Source organism: Okeania sp. KiyG1, from assembly GCF_014132355.1.
Taxonomy (GTDB): Bacteria; Cyanobacteriota; Cyanobacteriia; order Cyanobacteriales; family Microcoleaceae; genus Okeania.
The window spans coordinates 42,765-56,339 of sequence record NZ_BLZO01000018.1; the positions used below are offsets into that span (position 1 = coordinate 42,765).

The 13,575-nt window shown below is 33.6% G+C and carries 9 protein-coding genes and 1 pseudogene; 2 read left to right on the forward strand and 8 right to left on the reverse strand.

All coding sequences use genetic code 11. The annotated features are described in order from the left end of the window. Nucleotides 1–301 precede the first annotated feature (301 nt). On the reverse strand, nt 302–2,233 hold the full coding sequence (locus SAGCYANO_RS02050) for a carbamoyltransferase (protein ID WP_202218562.1): 1,932 nt from the start codon (nt 2,231–2,233) through the stop codon (nt 302–304). A 689-nt stretch (nt 2,234–2,922) separates the two neighbouring features. Here SAGCYANO_RS02050 and SAGCYANO_RS02055 point away from each other — a divergent pair. Together SAGCYANO_RS02055 and SAGCYANO_RS02060 are read left to right on the forward strand one after the other, a co-directional pair. Beyond that, entirely contained in the window at nt 2,923–3,144 is a 222-nt protein-coding gene (locus SAGCYANO_RS02055; protein WP_202218563.1) for a CP12 domain-containing protein, read from the forward strand. A gap of 67 nt (nt 3,145–3,211) precedes the next feature. Continuing rightward, complete coding sequence (locus SAGCYANO_RS02060; protein ID WP_202218564.1) at nt 3,212–3,508, forward strand: Mo-dependent nitrogenase C-terminal domain-containing protein; 297 nt, start codon at nt 3,212–3,214, stop codon at nt 3,506–3,508. Nucleotides 3,509–6,308: 2,800 nt separating this feature from the next. On the opposite strand, the gene SAGCYANO_RS02065 is transcribed toward SAGCYANO_RS02060, so the two are convergent. The 7 genes and pseudogenes from SAGCYANO_RS02065 to SAGCYANO_RS02095 all read right to left on the reverse strand — a co-directional run bounded on the left by SAGCYANO_RS02065 (nt 6,309) and on the right by SAGCYANO_RS02095 (nt 13,251). Further along, complete coding sequence (locus SAGCYANO_RS02065; protein WP_237395616.1) at nt 6,309–6,686, reverse strand: hypothetical protein; 378 nt, start codon at nt 6,684–6,686, stop codon at nt 6,309–6,311. 143 nt (nt 6,687–6,829) lie between these two features. Beyond that, the gene (locus SAGCYANO_RS02070; protein ID WP_375339856.1) at nt 6,830–8,980 is read right to left on the reverse strand and encodes a hypothetical protein; all 2,151 of its coding nucleotides are present in this window, start codon (nt 8,978–8,980) and stop codon (nt 6,830–6,832) included. Beyond that, complete coding sequence (locus SAGCYANO_RS02075) at nt 8,977–9,465, reverse strand: hypothetical protein (protein WP_202218567.1); 489 nt, start codon at nt 9,463–9,465, stop codon at nt 8,977–8,979. Before SAGCYANO_RS02075 ends, SAGCYANO_RS02070 begins: the two co-directional genes overlap by 4 nt. Nucleotides 9,466–9,487: 22 nt before the next feature. Continuing rightward, the gene (locus SAGCYANO_RS02080) at nt 9,488–9,889 is read right to left on the reverse strand and encodes a hypothetical protein (protein ID WP_202218568.1); all 402 of its coding nucleotides are present in this window, start codon (nt 9,887–9,889) and stop codon (nt 9,488–9,490) included. 171 nt (nt 9,890–10,060) lie between these two features. After that, nucleotides 10,061–11,360, reverse strand: a pseudogene (locus tag SAGCYANO_RS49890) (RNA-guided endonuclease InsQ/TnpB family protein). Nucleotides 11,361–11,544: 184 nt separating this feature from the next. Next, nucleotides 11,545–12,063, reverse strand: coding sequence for a hypothetical protein (locus tag SAGCYANO_RS02090; protein ID WP_202218569.1), 519 nt, complete (start codon nt 12,061–12,063; stop codon nt 11,545–11,547). A gap of 798 nt (nt 12,064–12,861) precedes the next feature. After that, on the reverse strand, nt 12,862–13,251 hold the full coding sequence (locus SAGCYANO_RS02095; protein WP_202218570.1) for a hypothetical protein: 390 nt from the start codon (nt 13,249–13,251) through the stop codon (nt 12,862–12,864). Between the last annotated feature and the right edge of the window lie 324 nt (nt 13,252–13,575).

Sequence of the window (13,575 nt, forward strand, 5' to 3'; positions counted from 1 at the left end):
TTCAAGTCAAAATTTTTCGTTAATTTTAACCTGAGTTTGATGCTCATGGGATGATAAGCAAGCTACAAAACTGATTTGGTAATAGTTTCGGAGATTAGCTTTAATTATTTTTAACTCAGAAAGAGAGCTTATTCGGAATTAGAGTAAGTTGGCGACATAACCATAAAATTATGGCCTTGCTGAGACATAATGACCAGTAGTTAAAGGTATAATCAAAAAACAAAAATCTAATTTTTTCCTTGATATCTAAATCTAAAAATCATTGCCATTCAGCAAAACCAAAATTACTTTTAACTGAATTCTAATCCAACTCAAACTCGTCTTTCCAAGAATCATCCTTTTTCCAAGGAATCTGCTGAGTCTTCGCCATCAAAAAATTCTCCACCACCAAATAATCCATCTCTGTCCGCATAAAACACCGATAAGCATCTTCGGGCGTACAAACAATTGGCTCACCTCTTACATTAAAAGATGTATTCACTATCACCCCACATCCGGTCAACTTCTCAAAATGCCGAATTAAATCATAGTACCGAGGGTTAGTTTCCTGATGAATAGTTTGAATTCTCGCCGAATAATCAACATGAGTAATTGCCGGAATTTCCGATCGCGGCACATTCAATTTCTCAATTCCAAACAACTGCTTTTGCTCCTCAGTCATCGGAATTAATAAACTCTCCTGCACCGGAGCTACTAACAACATATAAGGACTAGAATGTTCAATGTCAAAATAATCAGAAACTCGGTCTGCCAAAACTGAAGGAGCAAAAGGTCGAAAAGACTCCCGATACTTAATCTTCAAATTCATCACCGACTGCATTTTTTGATTCCGGGGGTCGCCAATAATAGACCGCCCTCCCAAAGCACGGGGTCCGAATTCCATCCGACCTTGAAACCATCCCACCACATTGCCGTTATTTAAAATTTCTGCTAACCGTGGCATTAATTCTGTATCTGGCAAATATTCATATTTCGCCTGAATAGCATCCAGATATTCCCGAATTTCCTCATCTGCAAATTTCGGTCCGAGATAAGCTCCCTGCATCATGTCATTAGGAGCAGGACAAACGGGAGGTTTTGCTAAAGAAACAGCAGAATTTCCAGACTCCACAGAAATTAATTCCTTTTCTGGAATATTCTCAACCACTTTTTCTATTACCCGTGGTTGGTTGTGATATTCGTACCAAATAGCCAAAGCAGCACCCAACGCACCACCAGCATCTCCCGCAGCAGGTTGAATCCAAATATCTTTAAAAATACCTTCCCGTAAAATCTTGCCATTCGCCACACAATTGAGAGCAACTCCCCCTGCCAAACAAAGGTAGTCAGCATCAAGTTCTTTTTGCACTGTGCGACTCAGACGTAATACTACTTCCTCAGTAACTCTCTGAATAGAAGCAGCAATATCCATTTCTCGTTGACTAATTTTAGTTTCAGCTTTGCGAGGAGGTCCGCCAAAAAGTTTGTCAAATTTCTCATTAGTCATAGTCAACCCAGTCGTATAGTTGAAATATTCCATATTCAACCGGAAAGTACCATCAGCTTTTAAATCTATCAAGTTGTTGAGAATCAAATCTACATAATTAGGTTCTCCGTAGGGAGCCAAACCCATAAGTTTGTATTCCCCAGAGTTGACTTTGAAACCTGTGTAATAGGTAAAAGCTGAATAGAGTAAACCCAATGAATGAGGAAAATCTATTTCCCACTGGGGAGTAAGTTTATTTCCTTCTCCCAACCAAACCGAAGTTGTCGCCCACTCACCCACTCCATCCAAACACATTACTGCAGCACGGTCGAAGGGACTGGGGAAAAAAGCTGAAGCTGCATGAGACTGATGATGTTCAGTAAACATCAGTTGGGGAAGATGGGATGATTTACATTTACCTAATGTAGCTAATTCTCTTCTTAAAAGTGTTTTTAAATATAGTTTTTCTTTTAACCAAATTGGCATTGCCATGAGAAAAGACCGAAAACCTTTAGGAGCATAACTAAGGTAGGTTTCCAGAAGTCGCTCGAATTTAATTAAGGGTTTGTCGTAGAAAACTACTTGGTCTAGGTCGAGTAATTCTATGTTGGCTTCTTTCAAACAATAGGAAATAGCATTTTGGGGAAATCTGGCATCGTGTTTTTTACGAGAAAATCTTTCTTCTTGAGCGGCGGCGATAATTTTTCCATCACATACTAGGGCGGCGGCGCTGTCGTGGTAATAAGCTGAGATTCCCAGGATTTTCATATTTATCTTCTTAGTCTCCTTCACAGATAGCTTTATATATTTTTTGGCCAAATTTTTAGCAAAATATCCTCAAATTATAGTTCATCAAAGCACAGTGTCTTGATCTCCCCATCCTCCCCACACTCCCAACACGAGGACACGGAGACACGGAGAGAGAGACACGGAGAGAGGGAGATAGGGTGTCACTGAGACACCGCATCACCTCGCCTATAGAGCGTCCCCGCGTCTCCGTGTCAAATCTTACACCCTCCCCCTGTTGAGGCAAAACTTAGAGTGGGTTCCCTGTTCCCTCTTTTGTGGAGATGTCTATTGCACAGTTTTAGCTGTGTCAGTCTACTAGGAGAAATTACGATTTTAAATTTATTTTTAAAAATAAAAAGTAATTACTGACTGAAATCAGCTTGTGGAGCGATCGCGAAACTGTATTATCAGCATGACTTACGCAAAGGCACTATTTATAGAGTGCAAGTACTATTGGACAATAGTTTTGAGCGCTATATATAGCGTATCTGCGTAAGTCCTAATCAAAATATTCTTTTTCTTTAGACTATTGACTCTTCATTCAAAGACATTTGGTTTTGCAGATAAGCTCTGCCTATAAATGATAAATATTTTTATATAAAAAATGTATTGTTATCTGCTTTGATTATGTGTATATTAAAACTATGAAGTAAAGCAGAGCAAAAGATATGTTGAGTAGCAGTTCAGAAAGGTCAATTATCACAACATTTACAAATACACATTCAGTCACGAATATAGAAGATATTGACAGTACTAAATCTCCAATTGCTTGGCAAATATATGAAGAGTTTTTAGGCAATATAGCTAATCGACAGAAGCAGCAAATAGCTTCTATGTTTGATGATTACTGTAGACAAAATCCTCATGCTGTTGAGTGCAGTATTTACTAATCGTAATTCTCTTTTTTTCAAATATCTATCATCATTGCAATTAATTCAAAATAATAGGAGAAAAAAGATGCAAACTACTACCAATAATTATCCCCAAAACCCCATTGATGTTTTGCTACAACCAGGCCGTAACTTTATAGAAAATATAGATATTAATAATCCTGAATTTGCCAGAAAATTATGTCAATTGATTCCAGCTCAATGCCCCTTTGCCAGAGATATTAAATTCTTCGGTCGTACAGTTTTGCATATTCCACCTCTATGTAAAATAAATCCTTTTTACTATGAACTAATGACTTTACGTTTTCGTGCTCTAACTTTCTTAGCTGATGTTTGTTTAGAAGATGTTACTCCTTATTGTTAAGCAGAAGGAAGAAGGAAGAGAAAAGAAGGAAGAAGGAAAAATATTGCTTTGTCTGAGTTTTAACAATCATTCCTTCCACTGCTATAACTACTCTATAACAGACAAAATAGCTCAAACTTAATTACTAATAACTATTAGCACTATAAATCATTTCAAAACTCAGAGCTAAATATCTGACTTTCTCCAGATACAATCTTCTACTACCGAAGCGATCGCTTTATTGTTAAGTAGAAGGAAGAGAAAAGAAGGAAGAAGGAAAAATATTGCTTTGTCTGAGTTTTAATCATCATTCCTTCCACTGCTATAACTACTCTATAACAGACAAAATAGCTCAAACTTAATTACTAATAACTATTAGCACTATAAATCATTTCAAAACTCAGAGTTAAATATCTGACTTTCTCCAGATACAATCTTCTACTACCGAAGCGATCGCTTGATTGTTAAGTAGAAGAAACAAGGAAGAAGAAGGAAGGAAAAATATTGCTTTGTCTGAGTTTTAATAATCATTCCTTCCACTGCTATAACTATTCTATAACAGACAAAATAGCTAAAACTTAATTACTAATAACTATTAGCACTATAAATCATTTCAAAAATCAGAGCTAAATATCTGACTTTCTCCAGATACAATCTTCTACTACAGAAGTTATAACTTTATTGTTGAGTAGAAGGAAGAGAAAAGAAGGAAGAAGGAAAATATTGCTTTGTCTGAGTTTTAATAATCATTCCTTCCACTGCTATAACTACTCTATAACAGACAAAATAGCTCAAACCTAATTACTAATAGCTATTAGCACTATAAATCATTTCAAAACTCACAGCTAAATATCTGACTTTCTCCAGATACAATCTTCTACTACCGAAGCAATCGCTTGATTGTGGAGTAGAAGGAAGAGAAAAGAAGGAAGAGGGAAAATATTGCTTTGTCTGAGTTTTAATAATCATTCCTTCCACTGCTATAACTATTCTATAACAGACAAAATAGCTAAAACCTAATTACTAATAACGATTAGCACTATAAATCATTTCAAAACTCACAGCTAAATATCTGACTTTCTCCAGATACAATCTTCTACTACCGAAGTTATAACTTTATTGTTGAGTAGAAGGAAGAGAAAAGAAGGAAGAGGGAAAATATTGCTTTGTCTGAGTTTTAATAATCATTCCTTCCACTGCTATAACTATTCTATAACAGACAAAATAGCTAAAATTTAATTACTAATAACTATTAGCACTATAAATCATTTCAAAACTCAGAGCTAAATATCTGACTTTCTCCAGATACAATCTTCTACTACCGAAGTTATAACTTTATTGTTGAGTAGAAGGAATAGAAAAGAAGGAAGAAGGAAAAATATTGCTTTGTCTGAGTTTTAATAATCATTCCTTCCACTGCTATAACTATTCTATAACAGACAAAATAGCTAAAATCTAATTACTAATAACTATTAGCACTATAAATCATTTCAAAACTCAGAGCTAAATATCTGACTTTCTCCAGATACAATCTTCTACTACCGAAGTTATAACTTTATTGTTGAGTAGAAGGAAGAGAAAAGAAGGAAGAGGGAAAATATTGCTTTGTCTGAGTTTTAATAATCATTCCTTCCACTGCTATAACTATTCTATAACAGACAAAATAGCTAAAATTTAATTACTAATAACTATTAGCACTATAAATCATTTCAAAACTCAGAGCTAAATATCTGACTTTCTCCAGATACAATCTTCTACTACCGAAGTTATAACTTTATTGTTGAGTAGAAGGAAGAGAAAAGAAGGAAGAGGGAAAATATTGCTTTGTCTGAGTTTTAATAATCATTCCTTCCACTGCTATAACTATTCTATAACAGACAAAATAGCTAAAATTTAATTACTAATAACTATTAGCACTATAAATCATTTCAAAACTCAGAGCTAAATATCTGACTTTCTCCAGATACAATCTTCTACTACCGAAGTTATAACTTTATTGTTGAGTAGAAGGAATAGAAAAGAAGGAAGAAGGAAAAATATTGCTTTGTCTGAGTTTTAATAATCATTCCTTCCACTGCTATAACTATTCTATAACAGACAAAATAGCTAAAATCTAATTACTAATAACTATTAGCACTATAAATCATTTCAAAACTCAGAGTTAAATATCTGACTTTCTCCAGATACAATCTTCTACTACCGAAGCGATCGCTTTATTGTTGAGTAGAAGAAACAAGGAAGAAGAAGGAAGGAAAAATATTGCTTTGTCTGAGTTTTAATCATCATTCCTTCCACTGCTATAACTATTCTATAACAGACAAAATAGCTAAAATCTAATTACTAATAACTATTAGCACTATAAATCATTTCAAAACTCAGAGTTAAATATCTGACTTTCTCCAGATACAATCTTCTACTACCGAAGCGATCGCTTGATTGTTAAGTAGAAGGAATAGAAAAGAAGGAAGAAGGAAAAATATTGCTTTGTCTGAGTTTTAATCATCATTCCTTCCACTGCTATAACTACTCTATAACAGACAAAATAGCTCAAACTTAATTACTAATAAATATTAGCTCCATAAATTATTTCAAAACTCACAGCTAAATATCTGACTTTCTCCAGATACAATCTTCTACTACAGAAGTTATAACTTTATTGTTGAGTAGAAGGAATAGAAAAGAAGGAAGAAGGAAAAATATTGCTTTGTCTGAGTTTTAATCATCATTCCTTCCACTGCTATAACTACTCTATAACAGACAAAATAGCTCAAACCTAATTACTAATAACTATTAGCACTATAAATCATTTCAAAACTCAGAGCTAAATATCTGACTTTCTCCAGATACAATCTTCTACTACCGAAGTTATAACTTTTATGCCTTCTTTTTCAGAAGTATGGTAATTTTCAGGTATATCAGTATTATATGTTTCCACAGGTTGAATATTTAGAGTAAATTTACCCTTGATAATTCCCCTATATCTGCTAATAAATTCACCTAACCAAACCTCTCCTTCAGTCTGAAAATTTCCTTGAATTTGATTACCAACTTTCTTTAAAGTTCCTTGAGTGATAAAGTTAGTTTCAATAATTGCATTAAAAGGAAGAACAGAAAGTGTATCCTTTCCTTGATTACGATTGCTTATAATTTTTTTGACGACAAAATTCACAGTTTTATTTTCACCAAGGGGTTCAAACAAATATATTTCCACTGATCTGCCACTAATTTGCAGTATCATGTGACGATTAGATGGATTGTAACTTCCAATTACGCCAGATTTCTCCTTATCAACAGGAACTAACCGAGGATACTCACTGTAGGTTATTTTGCCACTACCATCAGTTATTTGGAAATAATTACTAATAGTTTGAGTAGGTTTTTATTAAGATTTTCCAAAGATTGTTGTAAATCTAAAATAGTTTTATTTTCACATTTACTTCTCTCTGGATTAGGAAATGTAGAATCTTTCATAACCTCTTCAAGATGTTGCTGTGCATCAATAGGTCCATAAAAAATTAAACTGCTCAAACTAGCTTTATTTAATAGTTCACACTCATCAGCTTTGCGATTATCTTCTTTGCCAAACCATCCACATTTTTTATCCGTATATTGACGCCATAAATCTTCAATTTTCAGTAAAATTTTTTTTGGCATTCTCCTAGCTTCTTCTTCATTACCTATAGAACCACTTTTATTAATATCTGCTCCTAAATCAACTATGAGAATTTTATATGTTTCTCGTAATGCTCCTTCAGTGAACTGCTCTTCAAAATCGCTAGGTCTCTTATCAGCTTTTTTATATCCTATATATTTTTTCTCTTTTTTCAGATCTGCTTTTTTCAGGTATTCTTCCAGTCTTGGTATGCGATATTTGAGAATTATTTCAGTTAATGAATTACTAGCTCTTTCTTTGATTTTTATAATTTCAATTAAAAGCTTTTCTTCTTTAGAGTATGTAAAAATATTTATCAATTTACACTGTATAAAATATTTAGTTAAATCAGTCACCATATCATCAGAAAACTCTCTGATATCTTGATATTGATTTTCACATTGAAGAATATGTTTATATTTACTAGGATTATCTGCTAGAGAATCTTTAATTCGTTTTTGAGCTAAATTGATGAAGTTTAGTACATTTTTGTAATCAGATATAGCACTCTCTATATTTTTGTTTCTTTGATTTTTATCTTTTGCTGCTTCTATCAGCTTTTTATCACCTTTTTCTATCATCTTAGGTAATAATTTAATTGTTTCAGATTCAAACTCACCTCTATTAATATTTATAATTGATTGAAGCAGTATTCCTTGTTGTTTTCCTTGCCAAAATAACCATCCTAATACTCCTGCTAATAAACTTAGAATAGTAGCTATAACTAATGTGAGCAAAAATTTATTTTTTGTTCTCTCTTTCTCTAGGGATTCTTTAGCCAATTCTTTCTCTGTTATTTCAAGTTTTAATTCTTTTTGTCTCTTTTCCTCTTCTTCATTCTCTAATTGTTTTTTTCGCTCATCACTTGCTTGAATAAACTTCTTAGTTTCTTCATCGAAACTACTAAATTCCTCTTCATTAATCAATCTATGAAATTTTTCCAGATTGTATCCCACCCATAATTCCTTTTCCACGTTATGATTATTTTCCTCTTTTAATCTTTGCCACTGTTGAACATCACTAAACAATCTATTTCTAAGAATAATAATTTCTTCTTTGTCGTTAATTAACTTTTGAAGAACTTGCCAAGAGCGGAGCAACTGTTCATGGGCAACTTCAACAGTTGACCTCCTATATCTTCCACTCACTAATAGCCGATTATCAATTAGTTTTTCTAAAACTTTATTGATAGTTTCATTATTTCTAAATTGAGACCGATCTACCCTTCTACTAATTGGCTCTTTAACCTTCAAATCTATTAATTCAATAAAAATTTTTTCGGCAGTTTTTCTTTCTTCATCATTCAATAATTCTGAATTGTATATTTTATTGGCTTGCTTTTGTAAAGCACCAGAAACTCCACCAATCTTTCGATAAGTTTCACGATTTAAAACTCGATTATTTTCAGATGGTTTGTCTTCTCTCCAAAGCAAATCTAAAGTGTATTGTAATAAAGGAAGAGAACCTGCTTGGTGATAAAAATCATGAATAATTGTCTCAACCAGACCCTTTTCAAAAGTTACTCCATTTCTAGCAGCAGGTTCAGCGATCGCTAATCTCAATTCTATTTCGGTCATTTCTCTAGTGAACCGAATCTTCTGTTTTTCTACTTCATTAGTTAAATCAGCATATTGTTGAAGCTCGTCTAAAAAATCAGAGCGCATAGCAAGAATTAGCTTAATAGATTCATCCTGTTGCTGAACTAAAGGAATCAGATTAGCAATAAATTTATCTCTTTCCAACTTAGGTGTTCTGGCAAATAATTCTTCAAACTGATCGATAAAAATAATCCATTTGAATGACTCTTCCTGACAACTTTTAATAACATCAATTAGAGTCAAATTATTTGGCGAATTAAAAAAATTAGACGCTTTATTCTGATATTTTTGGGAAAATTTTCAGAGAAAGATGTAAAAGGATTATTATCAGGGACAAAAATTATTGTTACTAGCTGAGATGTTCCCCATTGATCTGATAAATAAGGAATTAACCCAGCTTGAACTAAGGAAGATTTACCACTACCCGAAGCTCCTAATAGTAAAAGTAAATTATTGTTTTTTAAGTCATTACTTAATTTAATAATCCACTTTTCTCGACCAAAAAATTTGTCTTTATCTCCAGGTTCAAATTTATTAAGTGACAAGTAAGGAGAACCTGGTTTTAAATTTCGACTATGAATTTCAGCTTCGGAATGTTGGGCGATGATATATTGATTGACAACTCCTCCTTTAATATCACCAATAATACCTTTAACATCACCATCACCAATAATACCTTTAACATCACCACCAATATCATTTATATAAGCAGAACTTGGCTCGCTCATATTTTTCTCCAGTTATTACGAACTAAAAAGTCATATTAATTTGTCCACCACTAACATCTCCAATAACACCCCCCTTAATATTAGTCTTATCTCCTATAGAACCCTTTACATCCCCAGAAACCTTAATATTTAAGCCTGTTGCTGCTTCTTCTGATTTTAACTTTTCTAGTAACTCCTCAGCTTTCTTGATCACTTCTTCGTCTTTATCAATACCCCCTTCAATTAATTTCTCTTTCAAGGGTTCTTGATAAGTTTTAGGGTTTTTCTCGTGTTCTTCTAAAATCATATTTGCTAATGAGTTGTCTGCAAATTTACGCTTAATTAATGCCTTTAAGTTCTGATAAATATCTTTAACTAAACTACCAGCAGTCGCTTCACCAGCGCCAGTAACTAGAGCGGTAAGAATCAAAGAAATAGGTTCCATAAACTTAAACTTTTCTCAAATTATGTACGTCTTTATTATTATATCAACATTCAAAATTAAGCAGCAACTGCCACTCTATTTGACATACTCCCCGGCTATCAGGCACGGGGATTCTCACGAAAAGTGATTCTTTGCTCATCGACACAACTTACTAAATTAAGTTACCCATCATTAGCAGAGGCTGTTATCTCCCAAAGCGTTCCCTATTACTAGGAGGTTCCTGAATGCCCTGCCTTCGGCGCGCCGCTCCGCGTCTACAGTACCTTGATTCCACTCAATACCTATTATTTCTAATCCACGATTCAAGATGTTTCGTGCTGCGTTAGTATCACGACATATTTCAACATGACAACTAGGGCAAACATGAGTACGAGTTGACAAAGTTTTCTTGACTCTATGCCCAAAATTAGAACAATCTTGAGAAGTAAATTTGGGATTTACTGAAACAACTGCTTTATCCCAAATTTTTCCATAGTATTCCAACCATTGAGTGAACTGATACCACGATGCGTCAGATATTGACTTTGCCAAATGATGGTTTTTGACCATGTTTTGTATCTTCAGGTCTGCCTTCGGCGCGCCGCTCCGCGTCTACATAGACTACAACATCGTTAGATGCTACTACGCACCGGGCTTGTTTAATGCTCCAGTCTTTACGCTGCCTACTTACCTTCAAGTGACATAACCCTAGTCTCTTTCTGGCTTTATGGTAATTGTTTGATTGAGGTTTCTTGCCTTTAACAAACTTCTTGCTTAATTGTCGTTGCCGACGCTTTAATTTTTTCTCTGATTTTCTCAGATATTGAGGATAAACAACTGCATTATCTTTTTGGTCTTTGTAGAAATATTTCAATCCTAAATCAATGCCTATAAAATTACCAGTATAATTTCCTGGTTCTTCTCTATTAGCATCTATACAAAACTGACAATAATAACCGTCTGCACGTCTAACTATTCTCACTCGATTAATTTTTGACCTAAACAAATCCTCTCTTGTTTCTGAGTTACAATACAGAGAAAATTTGCCAGATTTAAACTTATCAGTAAAAGTTATAAACATACAATCATCTGATAATTTCCAACCAGACTGTTTATATTCTACAGACCGACAATGCTTTTTGAATTTAGGATATCCTCTCTTGGTGCGCGTTCCCTTGCGACTATCGTCGTCGCGGGGTCGCACCGCTTTCTTTTGGCTCCTTCAAATGCAGCGACGATAAAAGTTACTAATCGAAGTCCAAGCTACTTCTACTGAGGCTTGTCTAGCTGATGAATTTAATTTGTTTGCAAAAGCAAATTCACTAGCTAATTCTTTACTCAGTTTGTATAAACGCGACTTATCTACTCCTTGGTTGTCTATCCAGTATCTGACAGCTTTATTTCTAATAAACTGTGCTGTTATGATAGCTTCATCCAAGGATTTATATTGATTTGATGTTCCGTTTAATAACTTAGCCTCTCTTACTAACATGGTGATTTTTTGTTTCTATGCTATTATTTTAGCAGATATTTTTTCCGATCAAACAATTATTAAAAAAATATTGATGCAGAAAAGTCGCTCGCTTATGGGCGAGGCTTTAAACCAATTTTTTCGGTAAATCAAGCATATCTACTCAGGCTAAGTATTGATTTTGAAAGAAAAATTAACTTTTATACTACTGTAAAATAACTGCAACTTCAGGCAAATATAATAACTTTTCATACAAAAGATTAGCAAAAAATTCATTGCCAAATACAGAATAATGCCCATCACCTTCCAAGAAGACTCTTTCTACTTTTTCATTAGGTATGATTTTTCTAAATTCAGCAATTAAATCAAGATAAATTATGTTGCGTTTCTCTAACTCAACCTGTAGATATTGTCGCCAAAAATCAGATTCATTTCCATAATAGTCAGAACGAATAGGTAAATAAACCACCACCAACTTACTATTTTTATCCCTATTTATTTCTGCCAACTTCTCAAATATTTTCATAGCTATAGCAGGAGTTTGAGCAACATATTGATTATCAGTTTCTAACTTTCTCGGAAACAATGTTTGCCATAGACCTAAAAATCTTAACTCTTGAATATATCTGCTGCCTTCTCTAATTTTTGGAAATAAAAAAGCACCTCTAGGCGCAGGAAAATTATGATTAACTAACTCCCCACTTTTTAAACTTGTAAAAATCATTATATTTACTCTTTAGTATGAAGATTAGTGGTAAGCATTTCCTGCGGAATGCTGCGCAAACAGCGGTCAGCTATCAGCTATTCCTAGGTCATGCTACGCAAACAGCTTTATAGAATTAAAAGTATGAGTAATAGAATTGCCAATTACTTAACCTTAGCAGTAAGCGCGAACCACATCTACATTTCCCTCCATAGAGTTAAAAATGTAGTAGAAGTTAAGCGAGTACTTGCTTCATTCATTTTTATTGCGCTCTAGCTGACTGCTAATAGCTGAATGCTAATAGCTGAATGCTTACGATTAGTGTTTTATCGATGCCATAGTTAAATCATTTGAATTTCAGTGAGCGATCGCCTTCATCAGATGTTTGAACGTTAATATTTTTACTTCACATAGTTAGAATCTGCTTTTTTGCTTGTTCTGTATCCTATTCCTTATCCCCTTGTAAAATAACTGCAACTTCTGGCATAGATAATAACTTTTCATACAAAAGATTAGCAAAAAATTCATTACTCCTACCAACAGAATAAAACACTGTAACAGTATTTTTTGAAAATGGTATCAGTTTAATTTCAGTGAGCGATCGCCCTGACCTTAAGTAATATCAAGTCTAATTGATAGCCATAATAAAAACGTTCTTCTCTCAAATGCGAGAATATTTTTTAAAATTTCCCCTGTTCCCTACTCCCTGCTCCCTAAATTTTTCCTGGTTATTAAAAGAGACATGATATAAGCTATCAGCACTCAGGTATCAAGTTTGTTTATACGCTATTATTGCCTACTAAAAAGAAACCTATAAACTTAATTATACTGCTGCAAAATAACTGCAACTTCTGGCAAAGATAACAACTTTTCATACAAAACATTAGCAATAAATTCATTGCCAGATACAGAATAATGCCCATTACCACCTAAGAAAGCAGTTTCTACTTGTTCATTAGGCATTCTCTTTCTAAATTCAGCAATTAAATCAATATAAATTATGTTTCGTTTTTCTAATTCAGCCTGTAGATATTGTCGCCAAAAACTAGATTCATTCAGATAATAATCAGAATATATCGGTAAATAAACAACCACTAACTTACTATTTTTCCCTTGATTAATTTTCGCCAACTCTTCAAATATTTTGATAGCTATAGCAGGAGTTTGAACAACATATTTATTGTCAGTTTCAAGTTTTATAGGAAACAATTTTTGCCATAAACCTAAAAATCTTAACTCCTGAATATATCTGCTACCTTGTGTAAATTTTTGGAGCTAAAAAAGAACCTCTAGGCACAGGAAAATTATCATTAACTAACTCCCCATTTTCTAAAGATAATAATGGTTTGCCGTAACCCGTAAAATTTGCACTCTGCATCCGCACAAAATCATCAGTAATAAAAGCAAATATCTGAATTTTATGCTCAAATTTAGTACCATCACGTTTGTACCATATCCCCCTTAAACCATATTAATAGTTTGTAGCCTTTGGTTGATTGATCTTAAAAGGTGACACCAGCTTTGATTGTTGCT